Here is a 17,919-nt window from a genome sequence, read left to right as displayed (position 1 = left end):
TAAAGTACTTATGGCAAACTGATGTCTCAGGCATAGCAGTTGTGACTTATGTGGGTTGTGGTGATTTACATAAGATCATAAATTGCTGTGCCTGTCACGTTTTGGGGATTCGTCAGCCCTTTGGGTAGCGCCTGTTTGGCATTAATGCTACGTTATCGCCTATTTATGGGGAATAACCACACTAAATAGGCTCTGCCTTGCCTAAATACCAAACAGGCTGCTGCAAATTTAACCTTGAAAGATCAACAGACCCTAGATATTGTGATGATGCGCCGGTATTTTTCGCCGCTCAAAGTGGTTGAAATAGACGAATGCCCAGGTTGTGCAGGCATATGGCTTGATAGCGGCGAGCTGGCAAAAATACACGAAAACCATTTAACCCCCCGAGAGCGAAAGCTGTTAGCCCACGAAATGGCAACCAATCATGGGTTTATAACTATTAAGCCGCCAAAATCAAAGTATTACCCCAGAGCGCCTAAAAATGTTCAAGACACGACAGTTGAACGGCTGGTGCAATTAGCATTACTTAATTTTCAGTAATAAAAAACGGCGTACTAAAAAGTACGCCGTTTTTTTGTAATAAATTAACGCTTATGCAGTTTATTTATTACGGTTTTCTTTTGCAAATGCACGTATTTTACGTTTTTGCGAAAGCGTTACTTTATTAGTACGCCCTGCAAATGGGTTATCACCTTCTCTAAATTCAATTTTGATTGGGGTGCCCATAATTTTAAGTGCTTTACGGTAGTAGTTCATCAGGTAGCGTTTGTAGCTATCTGGTAAATCGTGAACTTGGTTACCATGAATTACAATACGTGGCGGGTTATAACCACCGGCATGCGCATATTTAAGCTTAACACGACGACCACGAACAAGTGGCGGTTGGTGATCGGCTTGAGCCATATCCATAATACGGCGAAGCATTGCGGTGCTAATACGCTTAGTTGCTGACTCGTACGCTTCATCAACCGATTCAAATAAATGACCAACACCTGTACCGTGAAGTGCAGATATAAAGTGTAAGCGTGCAAAGTCAATAAAGCCTAAACGGCGATCAAGCTCTGTTTTAATACGATCTTTTACGTAGTCGTCAAGGCCATCCCATTTATTAACGGCAATAACCAGCGAACGACCTGAGTTAAGCGCAAAACCTAATAAGCTTAAGTCTTGATCAGAAATACCATCGCGCGCATCCACAACAAGTAAAACCACGTTACAATCTTCGATTGCTTGTAATGTTTTAATTACTGAGAACTTTTCAACTACGTCACTTACTTTTTTACGCTTACGAACACCGGCTGTGTCAATTAACACATACTCTTTGTCGTTACGCGTCATTGGAATATAAATAGAATCGCGCGTTGTACCTGGCATATCATATACAATTACACGATCTTCACCCAATATACGGTTTGTAAGTGTTGACTTACCAACGTTAGGGCGACCAATAATAGCAAGCTTTACAGGTTTGTCTGCAAACGCTTGATGATCGGTATCATCACCTTCGCCTTCTTCGTAAAGGTCGATTAATTCTTCGTCATCACCTGTTACTTCTTCATCTTGAGCAGCTAGTTCAGCAATAAGCGGCTGAAGTGTTTGTTCAAGTAATAGGGTAATACCACGGCCATGTGCAGCTGCAATGTGATGTATTTCACCTAATGATAATTGGTAAAATTCAGCACAGTTTGAATCTGCATCAATGCCGTCGGTTTTATTGGCAACAACAAAGCACTTTTTCTCTTGTTTACGCAAGTGATTAGCAATGGCTTGGTCAGCTACGGTCATACCTACACGAGCATCTACTAAAAACAGAACAATGTCGGCTTCTTCAATGGCTAGCAGAGATTGATCTGCCATTTCGATTTCGATGCCTTCTTCTGAGCCATCAATACCGCCCGTGTCTACCACGATAAATTCATAGCCATCGTAACTAGCTTGGCCATATTTTCTATCTCGTGTTAAACCTGGAAAATCGGCTACGAGTGCATCACGAGTACGTGTTAAACGGTTAAATAATGTGGACTTGCCCACATTGGGTCGCCCAACTAGAGCGATCACGGGAAGCATAAACTACCTCTTTAAAAAACAACAAAAGGCTTCGCAGTGCGAAGCCTTACAAAAAACAATTAACTATTAGCAGGTTATACTAATAGCAGTCAGTTAGTTTGGTATTTTTACCATACTAACTTCACCATCACGGGTGTATAAAATTAGCTTATCGTCGGCAACAACTGGCTCAACAAAAAAGCCTGAGCTGTCAAAGTCTTTTCGAGATACTAGCTCGCCAGTTTCTTTATTTAGCCAATGTAGGTTACCTTCTTGGTCGCCTAAAGCTAAGTGGCTACCTGCAACTGCAGGGCCTGTTAGGTACCAACCACGTAGAGCGGGTTGGCTCCAACGTTCAATACCTGAATTTTTATCTAATGCGTAAATAACACCATCGCTATCTACTAAATAAATTGTTTGTGCATCCATCGCAATTTCGCGGTAGCTGCTGTACTCACGTTTCCACACTACGTTGCCAGAGCGAATATCTACAGCAGCTAAGTTGCCGTTGTAAGCTATAGCGTAAGCGTATGGACCGCTAATAAGTGGTTGAGTGTCTACGTCAACTAGGCGTTCAAATTCTGATGCGCCTTTAGCAACCGCAATTTCTGCGCTCCATGCTGAGTAACCACTGTCTGAAATTAAAACGCTTAGCTTGCCTGTTTCAAGGCCTACTAATACACCACCGTTAGCAACAGTTGGCGAGCTTTGTCCGCGTAATGTTAGTGGTGGAACTTCTTGTTCAAAACTCCAACGCTCTTCGCCCGTATCTGGGTGAAGGGCTAACAATTTACCAGAGCCTAAATTTACAAATATTAAGCCATCGCCTGCTGTCGGTTTAGACAGTGATTCGCCTGGTACATTCTTACGCCAAACTTCTTCACCGGTTTCGCGATCAAGAGCAATAATAAAGCCGTGTTCAGAACCTATATAAATTTTACCATAGGCTTGCAAAATACCACCTGATAATTTTGCATTACCGTTGTCAGCCCATGGCCAAAACGATAAATCTTGGCGTACATCGGTTTCCCACTTGGTATCGCCGTTAGTAAGCGAAAGCGCTTCTACTTGGCCTTCGCGGCTAGCAACATATACAGTATCTTTGTAAACAGCTGGTGTTAAACGAGAAAAGTAATGCTCTACGCCATCACCTACAGATTCTTGCCAAACAACGTCAGTTTCAAATTGGTTTACAATTTCAGGAAGTACTAGTTCATCTTCATCATCACTTGATGAACAACCCATCAGTGTTGCCATACATAGGGCAAGGGCTGCTGTTGTAAATTTTTTCATGCCTAAAACCTTATGCCGCTGGGCTAGTTACTGCTAGGTCATCTAACTTAATTTGTAATAGTGGGTTACTTGTTAATCCACCCGCATCTATTGCTGCTTGGTATGCAGTACGTGCTTGATCTTTGTTACCTTGCTGTGTGTAAATGTCGCCTTTAAGCTCGGCAACGTTTGCATTGAATGCTTCAGGTAATGGTGCATTTAATGTAGTTAATGCGTCGTCATAGTTAGTTTGTGCAATTTGAATTCGCGCTAAACGTGTAATCGCAATTGCTTTTAATTCTGTATTTTCAGTATTAGACACTATCCAGCTTAGCTTTTCGCTTGCTACGTCTAATTTTTTTGCTTCTACAGCGTCTTTTGCAGCAACAAATGCAGCAAGTGTTGCGTAGTTTGTATCTTTATTTTCGCTAATAAACGCATCAGCTGAAGATAATACATCATCACTTTCAACAAGCGCTGTATATGAATCTGATGCTTTTTCAGCGGTAGTAATTTGGTTTTGGTTATATGCTTTCCAGCCATATAAGCCACCAAGGCCAACAAGTATGCCTAGTGCAAGTGAAATGCCGTTTTCACGGAAAAAGCGTTTAATGGCTTCTGCTTGTTGTTCTTCTGTTGAATAAATATCCATTCTTACCTCTAATGTTCGCTTAGCCGTTAATAAGCTCAGCTAATAGCGCTTTAGCTTGTTCTAATTCTAATGTGACTTGTTCTTTACGCTCGCGTAAATACTTGATGGTCACAACGCCTTTTTCTAATTCATCTTCACCAATAATCACTGCAACAAGTGCATCGCTTTTATCAGCACGTTTTAATTGTTTTTTAAAGTTGCCGCCGCCCGCATGCACCATAACGCGTAAACCTGGTACGTCTTTACGTAGTTGCGCTGCAATTGCAGGAGCTTGAATGCTTGCTTTGTCGCCCATTGCTGCTAAATATACATCAGCATTACGACGAATGTCACCTACACACTCAAGCGCTTGTAGTAATAACACTAAGCGCTCTAGACCCATTGCAAAACCAACTGCTGGGGTTGCTTTGCCGCCAAGCTGTTCAACTAAGCCGTCGTAACGACCGCCAGCACATACAGTGCCTTGTGCGCCTAAGCTGTCGGTTACCCATTCAAATACGGTGCGATTGTAGTAGTCTAAACCACGTACTAACTTTTCATTAACCGTATATGAGACGCCAGCAGCGTCTAAACGTTCACATAAATTTTCAAAATGTTCTTTTGATTCAGCGTCTAAGTTTTCAGATAGTTTAGGCGCATCAGTTAAAATTGCTTGTACGTCTGGGTTTTTGCTATCAAGTACGCGTAATGGGTTTGAATACATACGCCGTTTTGAGTCTTCATCAAGCACATCAATGTGTTGCTCAAGGTAGGCTACTAACGCATCACGGTAATCTGCACGCGCTTCGTTAGACCCTAAAGAATTTAACTCTAAACGAACGTGGTCAGTAATACCAAAGGCTTCCCATAGTTGCGCTGTTAATAAAATAACTTCTGCGTCTATGTCGGCTGTGGCAATACCAAATGTTTCTAAACCAAATTGGTGAAACTGACGGTAACGACCTTTTTGAGGTCGTTCGTGACGAAACATTGGACCCATGTACCAAAGGCGTTGTTCTTGGTTATATAGTAAGCCATTTTGATTGCCAGCACGTACGCATACTGCGGTGCCTTCTGGGCGAAGTGTTAATAAGTCGCCATTGCGATCGGCAAAGGTGTACATTTCTTTTTCTACTATATCGGTAACTTCACCAATAGAGCGTTTAAATAAGTCGGTTGATTCTACAATAGGAAAACGAATTTCTTGATAACCGAACGATGCTACTGTCTCGCGTAAAATGCTTTCTACTTTCTGCCAAACTTGTGTATCGCCCGGCAGACAATCGTTCATACCGCGAACTGCCTGAATTTGTTTTGCCACTGATAAATCCTAAATGCTGTTTATGTGTAATAAAAAATGCTTACACAACAAGAATGCTAAAAATTGACCCGCTATTATAGCGTTCTGGTCATAAAGGTAAACGCCAAACACCGCTGTTTGGCGCTTTATACGGTATTTATTCGACTATTTTAATATCGATAGGTGTTTGCTGCTCTTTTTGAGCAATGAAGTCGCGCACGTAGCCTTCAAGCTGGTCAACAATGTTGTTGTTATCAATGCGCGCTTTTTGGCGTTCGCCATTAATATATAAGCCAGAGCGACGGTTTGCACCGGCAAGGCCAATATCACTCACAAGGGCTTCACCTGGGCCGTTTACAACACAACCAATTACCGAAACCGATACAGGCTCAATAATATCTTCAAGGCGCTCTTCTAGCTGGTTCATGGTGCTTACTACATCAAACTCTTGACGAGAACAGCTTGGGCAGGCAATAAAGTTAATACCGCGCGAACGTATGCGCAGCGATTTTAAAATATCAAAACCTACTTTAATTTCTTGAACAGGGTCAGCTGCAAGCGACACTCGCAGTGTATCGCCAATACCTTCGGCAAGTAGCATACCTAAACCTACGGCTGATTTAACCGAGCCAGATCGCATGCCGCCCGCTTCGGTAATACCCAAATGCAGTGGTTGGTCTATTTCTTTAGCGAGTAAGCGATAGGCGCCTACCGCTAAAAATACGTCTGATGCTTTTACCGATATTTTAAATTGGTCAAAATCAAGGCGGCGTAATATATCTACATGGCGCATTGCTGATTCTAATAAGGCTTCAGGTGTAGGCTCGCCATATTTTTCTTGTAAGTCGCGCTCAAGTGAGCCGCCATTTACACCAATACGAATAGGTATGTTATGCTCGCGAGCAGAATCGACCACAGCTCTTATACGCTCTTCGCTACCTATATTACCTGGGTTTATGCGCAGACAATCTACGCCGTACTTTGCCACTTTTAAGGCTATACGGTAATCAAAGTGAATATCGGCTACTAGCGGAATAGTCACTTGTTCTTTAATACTTTTAAACGCTTCAGCTGCGTCCATAGTCGGTACTGATACACGCACTATGTCGGCACCGGCATCTTGTATTGCCTGAATTTGTGCAACGGTTGCATCAACATCCATGGTGTCGGTGTTGGTCATTGATTGCACAGCAATAGGGGCGCCGTCACCAATAGGGACGTTACCTACATTGATACGGGTGGATTTTCTGCGTTTAATTGGGGATTCTGAAAACATAGCGACTACTCTGCTAGTGGTAATGTAAATTTGGCTAAACGGTTTTTAGGAAATGCAGAAACATCTACAGGTTCGCCGTTTAAAGTAATGTCTACAGCGTCATGCTTACCAAGCACAACTGAAAAAGGAGGCGTTCCGCTTACGGTCATAATGTAGCCTGCTTTTTTAACGCCGAATGCTATTTTTTCGCCTTCGCCATCGTAAATTTCAACCCAACTTTCGCCGTTAAAGTTCATAACAATTGTACTGCTAGCATTTTCTTGGCTTTCGTTGTTAGATGTAATAGGAGCCGTTTCTGTAACGGCTTCTGAGCTTGTTGATGTTTCAAGCGTATCTTTTGATTCTAATAGTGATTCGTCGTTAATTTCGGCTTGTTGCTGTTGCTGTTGCTGTAAAATACTGGGTTGAGCTGCTTGTCGTTCACTCATTATTGAGTTGGCAACGTTTATTTTACTGGTTTGCTCTTCAATGGGGGTGGCGTTTTGCCAAAACCATAAAGCAGATGAGCCAATAACAATCGCTAAAATTAAATAACTAAAAAACATTAAACGGCTGTCGCTTGCTTCTTTTTCTGTTCGGCGCGAAAAGCTTTGCATATTAGCGGGCTTGGTCGGCTCTGGTGGAGCCGGCATCATTGCTAATATAGGTGCGCTATCGACTTTTAATTCGCGGCAATAATTTTTTATATAGCCTTTAACAAAAGTTATAGGGCCTAGTAACGCAAATTCATCATTTTCAAGGCGTTTAATTTGAAGTTCAGATAGCTTTAACGGTGCAGCGATAGTTGCGATGCTAACGTTTGCTTGCTCTCTATGATTTTTTAGTATTTGGCCTACAGTTGGCTGTTCGCTCTGTGTTTGCGTATTTTCTTCATTCATAATGTGTATGAGTCTGGATCCACTAGTAAAAGTCTGTGCCCTGGTTTTAATGCTATATCAGGACTTAATTTATTCCATCGCATTAATTCATCAATTAATACATGCCGCTGGGTAGCTATATCGTAAAGGGAATCACCAGCTTTAATTTCGTAATAAATATTAGGATCGTTTAGGTATATTTTACTTCCATTCATTACCCGATCCGACTCTTTTAAACCATTCCATTGCAGGAGTTTTTGTAGTTTAACATTGTATCGCACCGAAATGCTAAATAGGTTTTCGCCAACAGCAATTACATGAAATGGCACGCGTAAAGGCGATACTTTTGGATTAAGCATTGGAAGCTCAGTTTTTTGCACTGCTTCGTAGCTTTTAAATTCAATATCAGCATTATTTTGATAGTTGCTGTTTTCAAAAACGGTTGTGTTTTTAGTCGCTTCGTAGAATACCACGTCGCTACTGTTTTTTTGATTTGTAACTGCAGGTGCAGAATTACTGTAGTTACTAGTTTGCTGCGAATTAAACTGGCCTGTTTTAGGTGCGCCAAACGAGATTATTGTTACCTCGTCATCGGCTTTAGCCGGTTGTTTTGTTGCTATAACTTCTTTTTTAGGTTCTAAAACGGGTTGCGCTTTTGCAGGCGCTGCTACTATAGAATCTGCAGAGTCGTGCTCAGTAGTAAGTGCAAGCATAACAGCCGATGTATCGGTAGGGTTGCTTGGCGCGACGACTTTAGGAGCTTCTTCTTTTTGGGTTGTTACTTGTTTTGCTATTACGGTTGCTTCGTCGGCTTGCGTACTGAGCGTATTTGGCAATGCTTGAGCTTGCTCTTCTCTTGCTATAACTGGATTTACATCTTGGTTATTTGCTGTTGCGAGCTTTTTATCTGTTTTTTGCTCGTTGTTTGTTACCAAGCTTGTTGAACCGTCCTCTGGCGAACGTTTCTTTCTAATAACTTTTATTTTTGGTTTTGAACTAACGTGTGTGCCGCTTGCGTCATTTTTTAGTTCTTTTAACTGCGCTTTACGGTATTTTTCTCGCAGTATTTCAAACTCATTAAAGCGTGTTCTTTTCTCTTTTAACGCATAGGCTTCGTTACTGGTAGAGTAAGTTTGCAAAATAGTGTTGGAAATTTTTTCAGCTTCTTCAATTCTGCCCATTTGGTTTTTTACAAGATAGCTAAGCATTAATGCGCGAGAAGATACTCGGCCCGAACTTTCATAGCGTTTTAAAAGTTCACTGGCTTTGTATAAGTCACTTTTTGCGTAATACAGTGCGGCTAAGCTAATTAATGTAGATGTTCGCTGAGAGCTGTGATTAAGTGCCTGTTGAAAGTAGCTTTCTGCATTTTCAAAGTCATCAAATTCAATAGCACACAGGGCTAAATTTTCGTAGCTTTCGGCAACGCGAATATAACTTGGTACTTCAATGGCTTTTAAAAATTGATCAGTTGCACGATCGTATTCATCAATACCACATAAAAACACACCGTAGTTATTGAGGGTGTTAGGATCGTCTGGCTTGATTTCAAGTGCTTTTTGGTAGGCTTTATCAGCTAGCGGGTTTTCGCCCACTTGTTGGTAGTAATAAGCAAGAGAGTAATGTACTTCAGGTAGGTCAGGAGCAAATGCTGCTGCACGTTCTAAATTGTATTTGGCTTGAGAATTATTACCCGTTTTTAAATACTGTAGGGCTAAAGCAATTCGTGTTCGTGCTGCGCCAGTATTATTAACTTTATTTTCGACGACGGGTTTATTACTGCCGTTATAACTACTTTCGCTCACACAGCCACTTAGGGCAAGTGTTGATAGTGTTATAGCAAGTATAGATCGCATTACCTTATCTCTTTATTTTTAGTCCATGTCGCCTATCTTACCTAAAAGCTTTACTCTTGCATCATTTATTTAAAAATAAACAACTTAACAGCCTTATATGGTTTATTCGTATAAGGCTGTTACAGATTATGCTTGGTGGATATTAACGGCAATCGCGTTATCGTCGCGGATTTTCTTTTTAGCTAAACGTTTAGTACGGTCAACTACGTCACCGACTAACTGACCGCAAGCGGCGTCAATATCATCACCGCGAGTACGGCGCACAATACAGGTTACACCTGCAGCTTGTAGTACTTTTGAAAAGCGGTCGATACGGCTATTGCTTGAGCGTGTGTACTCGTTACCCGGGAACGGGTTAAACGGAATAAGGTTTACCTTAGACGGTGTGCCTTTTAACGTTTGTACTAATGCATGCGCTTGATCAGTGCTGTCGTTAATGCCATTAAGCATAACGTATTCAACAGTTACGTCTTTATTAGCTTTTGAACCGTCGATATAACGACGACACGCCGCTAAAAACTCTTCAATAGGGTACTTTTTATTAACAGGCACTAAAATATCACGCAGTGCGTTATCGGGTGCGTGAAGAGATATAGCCAGTGCTACGTCAATTTTTTCTTTTAGTAAATCAAGAGCAGGTACAACGCCTGAAGTACTTAATGTTACGCGGCGCTTAGATAAACCAAAGCCCCAATCGTCCATCATTAGTTCCATTGCTGGCACTACGTTTTTAAGATTAAGTAAAGGCTCGCCCATACCCATCATTACAACATTAGTCACTGGGCGCTTTTCGCTATGACCATCAAGGCCTATATCTTTAGCTACACGCCAAACTTGGCCAATAATTTCAGATACTTTTAAGTTACGGTTAAAGCCTTGTTGAGCAGTAGAACAAAAAGTACATTCAAGCGCACAACCCACTTGTGATGATACACATAACGTAGCGCGCTCTTTTTCAGGGATCCAAACGGCTTCTACCTCTTGGCCGCCTTCAAGAATAAGCGCGTACTTAATAGTACCGTCGCTTGCTTGTTGGCGAACTGTTATTTCTGGCGCTACAATTTCGCACTCAGCTTTAAGCTTTTCTTTAAGCTTTTTATTTACGTTAGTCATTTCGTCGAAGTTATCTACGCCAAAATGATAAATCCATTTCATCACCTGGTCACTACGAAACGGCTTTTCACCGAACGATGCAAATAGCTCGCGCATTGCATCTCGGTTTAAATCTAATAAGTTAATCTTTTTTTGCTCGGTCATGAAACAACCTCAATCGGTGACGGTGGAGATAAAAATTTACGAGGACGAATTGTACACAATTCACTCACTTTAATCATTAAGTAAAATATCAAAAAATGCATTTATGGATACTTTGCGTAATGACTAAAAAAGGGCCCGAAAGCCCTTTTCATTTTGTTAACGAATTCGAATTAACGAGTACGTGAACAAAGCTCTTCGTCAGCGAAGAAGTACGCGATTTCGCGAGCAGCAGATTCAACAGCATCAGAACCGTGAACAGCGTTTTCGTCGATGCTATCAGCGTAGTCTGCACGTAAAGTGCCAGCTAATGCTTCAGCAGGGTTAGTAGCACCCATGATTTCACGGTTTTTAAGAACAGCGTTTTCGCCTTCAAGAACTGTAACCATTACTGGACCAGATGTCATGAAAGATACTAAAGCGCCAAAGAAAGGACGTTCGCTATGTTCTGCGTAGAAACCTTCAGCTTTCTCTTGTGAAAGGTGAACCATTTTAGCTGCAACGATTTTAAGGCCAGCAGTTTCGAAACGGTTGTAGATAGCGCCAATGTGGTTTTTAGCAACTGCATCAGGTTTTACGATTGAGAAAGTACGCTCTAAAGCCATCTTTATGCTCCAATAATTTTAAGTAAAAGTGTGAATATTAACGGGCGCGAATTATACGCGTTTTAAGTGAAAAATCCTAATTTTATTAAAAACCAGTTTGATTGCTGTTTTATGATCTCGATCAAATTTAAATTATTAGCCATATTTATACTGCTGCGCTTGTGTTTATGTATTTTTCAATAACACCAATTTCACTGGATTAATGCTTAATTTTTCAATCAAATTGGTAAAACTCATGCAACTGGTTTAAACCCAGTTCGATGTATGGAGCGCACATGTTACCCGTTATTTCTTCAATGCCTTTTATTCCTGAATTATTATGCCCCGCAGGCAGTTTAAAAAACATGCGCTACGCGTTTGCTTATGGCGCAGATGCGGTTTATGCGGGGCAGCCTCGTTATAGTTTGCGTGTGCGCAATAATGAATTTGACTTAGACACGCTGCAAATTGGTATTAGTGAAGCGCATGCGCAAAATAAAAAGTTTTATGTGGTGTCTAATATTGCGCCGCATAACGCGAAAGTAAAATCGTATTTACGTGATATAGAGCCAGTTATTGCGATGCAGCCCGATGCGCTGATTATGTCGGACCCTGGTTTAATTATGCTTGTTCGTGAAAAATGGCCTGCGATGCCCATTCACTTATCAGTACAGGCGAATGCGGTAAATTACGCGAGTGTACAATTTTGGGCAAAGCAGGGGATCGAACGGGTTATTTTATCAAGAGAGCTGTCGCTCGAAGAAATAACCGAAATACGCACACTCTGCCCAGACACCGAACTTGAAGTATTTGTACATGGCGCACTGTGTATGGCGTATTCGGGGCGTTGTTTGCTCTCTGGTTACATAAATAAGCGCGATCCAAATCAAGGCACGTGTACTAATGCATGTCGTTGGGATTACGATGTAAAACCTGGTGTTGAGAACGAAACCGGCGAAATGGTGCATAAAATTGACCCCAAGCAGGTGATTCCTACATTAGGTGAAGGCGCACCAAGCAACGATGTATTTATGCTAGAGGAACAAGGTCGCCCTGGTGAGTATATGCCTGCATTTGAGGATGAACACGGCACGTATATTATGAACTCAAAAGATTTACGCGCTGTTCAATACGTAGAGCAGTTAACAAAAATGGGTGTACATAGTTTAAAAATAGAAGGGCGTACTAAGTCATTTTATTATGTGGCGCGCACTGCACAAGTTTATCGTAAAGCAATAGATGATGCCGCTGTGGGTAAACCATTTGATACTAGCTTATTTAAAACATTAGAAAACTTGGCGCATCGTGGTTATACCGAAGGCTTTTTAAAACGCCATGCCCACCAAGATTATCAAAACTATGAATACGGTCACTCTGTATCAACTAAGCAGCAATTTGTGGGTGAAGTACTTGGGCGCTGCGAAAGTGGATTAGTTGAAATAGACGTTAAAAATAAATTTTGTACTGGTCACTCTTTAGAGCTTATGACACCACAAGGTAACTTTACTTTTACGCTTGAACATATGGAAAACAAAAAAGGCGAAAGTATTAGCGATGCTAAAGGCTCCGGTCACATTGTAAAAATCCCGCTAGATAACGGCATTAACTTAGATCACGCTATTTTAATGCGTAATCTTGAGGATCACCAAGATACACGTAATCCATTTAAACAACCTAGTTAGCCTCTTCAGTAACTGCTCAAAGCTATTTTATTACCTTATATAATTTATAGAGTGGAGCTGAGCAGTTATGCCTATGACGCCCTTTACGAAAATTGCCTACCTGCATTCATGTAAATGTCATTTATGAAACCTATATTGCCAGTAATGCTTATTTATAAAATTTAAAAAGTAAATATACTAGCCTTACAAATTTAACACGTGTTGTTAAAGCGCTCAGCACAGATACTCTATTGTTGTTTTTAAAGGAATCATTTTAGTATGTGGATAATTTTTGCATTACTCGCAACTGTTTTTTTTGGTGCTCGAGGGATAATGTACCAATGGACGTCGCAAAAAAAGATTAACCGTAACTTATTATTATTCGGTGTATTTTTTGTAGGATTTGTTATTAGTGCGCTAGGTACTGTGGTATTTGAACATACATGGTATGGCTGGGCAGACATTACGGTTGGGCTAGCGTTAGGTTTTGGCTCTTTTGCTGCTAATGGTTTGTTGCATAAGGGGTTTTCGGTTGGTAAAGCGTCTTTAATTAGTATTTTATCAGGATTGACGCCTTTGTTTGTCCTTTTATTTGCTTTTTTATTGTGGCAGGAGACCTTAACAGCAATTCAATTAATTGGCTTTTTCATTATTTTTGGTGGCCTTTATATCATTCGTTATTCAAGCGATATTTCGTTGAACAACCTACAAGGTGCGCAATGGGGATTACTCGCTGCACTTGCCTTTGCATTTAATGATTTAATGGGTAAGCAATCAACACTTCTTGAGGCCGATACGTTTGCAACGCTAACGTCTATGTTTGGTTTTGGTAGTTTTCTTTTTGCTGTTAGTTGGTTAGTAAAGCGTAAAAAAATGCTAGCAGAGCAAGGCACTTCTCAAGGGTATTGGTCTGCGAGTAAAACATTTTCATGCGGGTTACTGATTGGATTAACAAACGTGGCAGGTATGGTGGCAATAATATCGGCTTTTGCAATTGGTAATACAGGGCTCGTTTCGGCAATTTCAGGGATGAACATTTTAATTATTTTATTGTACTCACGCATCATCCTAAAAGAGTCTTTTACACGCCAAGAAGTGATAGGATTAGCAACAGCATTTTTAGGTGTAATTGTACTTAGGCTTAGTTTTTAAACGTTTAAAGCTTTCTTTTTAAAAGCATACATTGCTACTTTTCGTTGAAGTGTTGCAATGTATGCTCTATTAATAGTCGTACCCGATAAGGTACTTGTTTTCTGTCGCGATAAAGCATAGAAAATGGCTGCCCTTCACTTTGCCAGTCAGGAAGAATACGTTTAAGCTTTCCGGCTTCAATAAGAGGCAATGCTATATAATCAGGAATGTAGCTAATGCCTACACCAGACTCAACGGCTTGTTTCATCATTTGAATTTCATCAACTTCTAATCGGACATGCGAGTTTGGATTAAAGCTGTATTCTTCGCTCGTTTGCAGATTTTTTAACTGCCACGGGACTAGCCCAAGGCACGTAACTTTTGGGTGTTCTTCTAATTGCTCCGGATGAGTGATGGGATGATGAGCATAATTTTGGTGAGCACAAAGCAGGTTATGAGTAAGCTTAAGTTCTCTAATAACCCAATTATCGATGGCTGGGTTTCTTACTCTAAACGCGATATCAATCCCTTCTTTTTCAATATCAATAAGATTATTTGAAAAGCGTAAATCTAATTGAATATCGGGATATTGCAGTAAAAATTCACAAAAAATAGCACTTAAAAAGTGTTTACCCATGTAAATGGGTGCTGAGATCCTAATTTTCCCTTTAGGTTGGTCTTTCTCATCACAAAGTGCTTGCTCAATACACTCTACTTCCTCAAATAACTTGCGGTAGCGGTCGTAATATAATTCGCCAGTATGCGTAAGTGTTACCCGATGAGCATCTCGATTGAGTAGCGTTAATTGAAGAGCTTGCTCTAATAAACGTATTCTGCGGCTTAAGGTTGATAGTGACATATTAAGATTTGCTGATGCTTTTTTAAAGCTACCAAGTTTTACTATGGTGCAAAAGTAACGTAAATCATCGAGAGAATAACTAGCTGCCATCAGAACTACTTTATTGTTTAGGATGTAGGCAATATTAACAGCGACGCTTTAGAATTTCATTAGAGATTAAAGGGGGGAGAACTGAAATTAGGCAATCAAATTTTATGTGATTTTAATTTAATAACTCTTAAATAAGGGGACTGGTAAATAACGTAACTCAATCTGTTCATCTAAATAAATTAAAAGTAGTTTTAAATCGTTCTTGTTAGAGCCGTTGAAAGTAGATTTACAAATAGTGATTTACATCGAGTGCTCTATATAAATTCGCTTAATTAAGTGATCATTTTTATAAGTCGTCTTTTTTGATGAATCCCTAAAAAATAATTAGAGGCTCTACACAAAAATAGAGCCTCATTTTTATAATTTAGAAGCGATAACTGGCACCTAAATAAACAGTACGGCCATTAACCGTCGTATTGTATAAACGATCATTGGAGTCTGAATATTGCTCTTCTCGTTCATTAGTCAAATTACTGGCTTCTATAGTGAGCTTTAGCTTTTCATTAACCTGATAAAAGGCGGATGCATCTATGTATGTGCTGGCATGAAAACCGTTTTCGTCTTCATCGCCGTTACCCGCTTGTACCGCTGCAATATAGTCACTTCTATAAGCGGCTGCAACACGTGCGCCCCATGAGTCAGAATCGTAATATACTGTAAAGTTACCAGAGTGTTCTGAAAGTCCTGGGAACGATTTATATTGATCAACACCTGAGTTACCCACATTACGGTACAGCGCTTCACCATCAGCAAAGGTATAATTCGCAATAACACCTAAGTTATTAAACGGAGCTGGCAAAAAGTCGAGATCTCGTTGAAAGGCCAGTTCCCAGCCACTAATATCACTTTCATCTAAATTTTGTGGTTGAATAACGGTAAAAACAGTACTTGCTGTTTGTGGGTTGCCGTTTTCGTCTACGTCGCCTAATAAACTAACTGGGTAGCCAGTCTGGCTGTATGGAATGTCATATGTTTCGGTGATAATGAAATTATCAATAGATTTATGGAAGTAACTTACGGCTGCATACCCTATATTTTCAAAGTAATATTCAACTGAAAAGTCGAAATTAACTGACTCGTATGGTTTAAGGTTTGGGTTTCCTGAACTGATACTTAGGCCATTGGTTGATGTGGCATCATTTTGTACTACACCTGTTGGCACTAATGCAGCGAGTGAAGGGCGGGTGAGGTTTTCGCCATAACTTGCACGTAGCACTAAACTGTTATTACTATCCCACACTAAATTTATAGCGGGTAGCAACCCTGAATAGGTATTTTCAACGTCAACTACTTCTCCATTTATTAACCCTATAGCATTGGTAGTAGTATCGTAATGGCGCACACCCGCATTACCCATTAAGTAACCTGAGCCTAGTTCCCATTCAGCTTCGTACTGCAAATAAGCGCCAAAGGTTTTTTCTTGTACGTTATCGGTAAAATCAGGGTTATCTAAGTTAGGGTCGATATTCATACTCGCTAGAGTGCCTAGTACATCAACACTTACCCATTGTTGTTTATTGTGTGCGGTATTGGTAAATGTAAGGCTTGAATCTACCGTGTCATCCAGTACGCCATCTTCCCAATCACTGCGATTAATATTATCAGATTTACTTTCACCGTTTTCACTTTCAAACTTTTTATTAGATACACCAAACTTTATATTCGAAGCATTGTTTAGTGTGTAATTAAAATCTAATTTCATAGAGTCGAATGTATTAGTTATTTCTTCTTCAGATATATCAATTTCGTGATAACGAAATAAACTACTGTCTGTAGGCTCAAACCCGTATGTGTTTTCACCATAATAAGCATCTTGGCGGTAATCAATTGTTTCATCGCCAAATGTTTCTAGATAAACTTTAACACTGCCTGTATTAAATTTGGTTTCTGAGCGCCCCACGAGAGCGGTCATATTTAAATCGTTTGTAATTTGCCAGTCACTTTTTAGTACAAATTGACTTATTTTAGTGTCTGCATATTGGCTGCGGCTTTCTGAGTGTATTGCGGCATCTTCGTATACTGAGTAAATAGCGTCGTTATTTTCATTTATTTCAAGTGCTGTGAGCTTTGAGCATACCTGCTCGTTGTTATAAGCAGGGCCTGTACAGCCAAGAGCTGTTGAGCTTGAGCCTCGGTTTTGCAAGTGGAATTCACTGCGATCATTATTCAGTTCACCATATAAAGCATCAAAACTAAATTCAAGGTTATTATTTGGGCGATATTGCAGAGCAAGGGTCGTCCCTAAACGTTCCTGTTCGTTTTCAAATAATGAATAGCGGCTACCACGTGAAAAGCTCACTTCTTCGTTGTTAATTTTATCTTGTAATTCATCTGATAGTTCAGATATATCTGAGCCTGATGCATTTTTTTTGCGCCAGCGATAAGTATTGTAACCTTGCTCATTTACATCACGTTTGCTGTATGCAATTGAAAATAATGCACCAAATTTATCATCCCATGTATTTGAGATAAGCGCTGCAACTCGTGGGCTAACATCATCGGTTTGTGAGTTGTCGCCAAGTTGACCTGATAGAGCAGTATTAAAACCATCAAAATCAAATGGTTTAGCTGTATGAAGCCCAACAGTGCCGCCTATGCCGCCTTCATCCATTTCGGCTGAAAATGATTTTTTCACATCAACGCGTTGAAATAACTCAGACGCAAATATATTAAAATCAAAAGCGCGAGAGCGACTTACGGAACCTCGGCTATCCATTGCTGAAGACGATGTACCTAAAGCTTCCATACCGTTGAGTTGTACTTGTGTAAAGTTTGGACCCAAGCCTCGTAACGAAATTTGTCGGCCTTCGCCGCCCTCTCGAGTTATGGCAATGCCAGGTACACGTTGTAGTGAGTCTGCTAGATTTAGATCGGGAAAATCTGCAATATCTTCAGCCACAATAGAATCTTGTGCGCCCACAGCATTTCGTTTTAAATCTTTTGCTTTTAACAAACTGTTGCGATAACCCTGTACAACAATTTCTTCCACTTCTGTTTGCGCAGATTGTTCTGCATACACATAATTAGACGCGCCTAATGAACTCATTATAGCCGTTGCTAAAAGCGTACGAGATGGTTTGTTCAACATGATGCTTCCTTGGT

General features: G+C 40.4%; 13 protein-coding genes and 1 pseudogene. 3 read left to right on the top strand and 11 right to left on the bottom strand.

Going from position 1 to position 17,919, the window contains the following annotated elements:
- Window positions 1–258 precede the first annotated feature (258 nt).
- Window positions 259–540 (top strand): annotated as a pseudogene (locus H5088_RS19500) (zf-TFIIB domain-containing protein); the annotation flags it as partial.
- Between the two features lie 60 nt (window positions 541–600).
- Here the strand turns inward: H5088_RS19500 and der are convergent.
- The 9 genes from der to ndk form a co-directional block, all read right to left on the bottom strand.
- Window positions 601–2,067 (bottom strand): ribosome biogenesis GTPase Der, encoded by a 1,467-nt coding sequence (gene der / locus H5088_RS19495; RefSeq protein WP_024597862.1) that lies wholly within the window; start codon window positions 2,065–2,067, stop codon window positions 601–603.
- 93 nt (window positions 2,068–2,160) lie between these two features.
- Window positions 2,161–3,339: an outer membrane protein assembly factor BamB gene (bamB, locus tag H5088_RS19490; RefSeq protein ID WP_182754314.1), complete on the bottom strand. Its 1,179-nt coding sequence runs from the start codon at window positions 3,337–3,339 to the stop codon at window positions 2,161–2,163.
- 10 nt (window positions 3,340–3,349) lie between these two features.
- Window positions 3,350–3,970 (bottom strand): tetratricopeptide repeat protein, encoded by a 621-nt coding sequence (locus H5088_RS19485; protein ID WP_002961300.1) that lies wholly within the window; start codon window positions 3,968–3,970, stop codon window positions 3,350–3,352.
- A 19-nt stretch (window positions 3,971–3,989) separates the two neighbouring features.
- Window positions 3,990–5,270, bottom strand: coding sequence for a histidine--tRNA ligase (hisS, locus tag H5088_RS19480; RefSeq protein WP_008168943.1), 1,281 nt, complete (start codon window positions 5,268–5,270; stop codon window positions 3,990–3,992).
- 136 nt (window positions 5,271–5,406) lie between these two features.
- A complete protein-coding gene (ispG, locus tag H5088_RS19475) occupies window positions 5,407–6,525 on the bottom strand; it encodes a flavodoxin-dependent (E)-4-hydroxy-3-methylbut-2-enyl-diphosphate synthase (protein WP_002961295.1) in 1,119 nt (372 codons plus the stop codon).
- Between the two features lie 5 nt (window positions 6,526–6,530).
- Window positions 6,531–7,403: a RodZ domain-containing protein gene (locus H5088_RS19470; protein ID WP_182754311.1), complete on the bottom strand. Its 873-nt coding sequence runs from the start codon at window positions 7,401–7,403 to the stop codon at window positions 6,531–6,533.
- The gene (gene pilW / locus H5088_RS19465; protein WP_182754308.1) at window positions 7,400–9,238 is read right to left on the bottom strand and encodes a type IV pilus biogenesis/stability protein PilW; all 1,839 of its coding nucleotides are present in this window, start codon (window positions 9,236–9,238) and stop codon (window positions 7,400–7,402) included. The genes H5088_RS19470 and pilW overlap by 4 nt, the downstream gene beginning before the upstream one ends.
- Before the next feature lie 126 nt (window positions 9,239–9,364).
- The gene (locus H5088_RS19460; protein WP_002961289.1) at window positions 9,365–10,495 is read right to left on the bottom strand and encodes a bifunctional tRNA (adenosine(37)-C2)-methyltransferase TrmG/ribosomal RNA large subunit methyltransferase RlmN; all 1,131 of its coding nucleotides are present in this window, start codon (window positions 10,493–10,495) and stop codon (window positions 9,365–9,367) included.
- 170 nt (window positions 10,496–10,665) lie between these two features.
- Window positions 10,666–11,097 carry a nucleoside-diphosphate kinase gene (gene ndk, locus H5088_RS19455; protein WP_002961288.1) on the bottom strand — a complete coding sequence of 144 codons (432 nt, stop codon included), beginning with the start codon at window positions 11,095–11,097 and terminating at the stop codon, window positions 10,666–10,668.
- A gap of 275 nt (window positions 11,098–11,372) precedes the next feature.
- Here ndk and yegQ point away from each other — a divergent pair, with 275 nt between their 5' ends.
- Complete coding sequence (gene yegQ, locus H5088_RS19450) at window positions 11,373–12,758, top strand: tRNA 5-hydroxyuridine modification protein YegQ (protein WP_182754305.1); 1,386 nt, start codon at window positions 11,373–11,375, stop codon at window positions 12,756–12,758.
- A 258-nt stretch (window positions 12,759–13,016) separates the two neighbouring features.
- Window positions 13,017–13,889 (top strand): DMT family transporter, encoded by an 873-nt coding sequence (locus H5088_RS19445; RefSeq protein ID WP_182754302.1) that lies wholly within the window; start codon window positions 13,017–13,019, stop codon window positions 13,887–13,889.
- A 34-nt stretch (window positions 13,890–13,923) separates the two neighbouring features.
- Here the strand turns inward: H5088_RS19445 and H5088_RS19440 are convergent, their stop codons facing one another.
- Both H5088_RS19440 and H5088_RS19435 read right to left on the bottom strand, forming a co-directional pair.
- A complete protein-coding gene (locus H5088_RS19440; protein WP_182754299.1) occupies window positions 13,924–14,817 on the bottom strand; it encodes a LysR family transcriptional regulator in 894 nt (297 codons plus the stop codon).
- A gap of 364 nt (window positions 14,818–15,181) precedes the next feature.
- Window positions 15,182–17,905, bottom strand: a complete 2,724-nt coding sequence (locus H5088_RS19435) for a TonB-dependent receptor (RefSeq protein ID WP_182754296.1) — start codon at window positions 17,903–17,905, stop codon at window positions 15,182–15,184.
- Window positions 17,906–17,919 lie beyond the last annotated feature (14 nt).

Source organism: Pseudoalteromonas sp. SR43-3 (assembly GCF_014163875.1).
Classification (GTDB): Bacteria; Pseudomonadota; Gammaproteobacteria; order Enterobacterales; family Alteromonadaceae; genus Pseudoalteromonas; species Pseudoalteromonas distincta.
The sequence above is the reverse complement of the archived record's forward strand: the minus strand, read 5'-3'. Positions and strand labels throughout refer to the sequence as shown.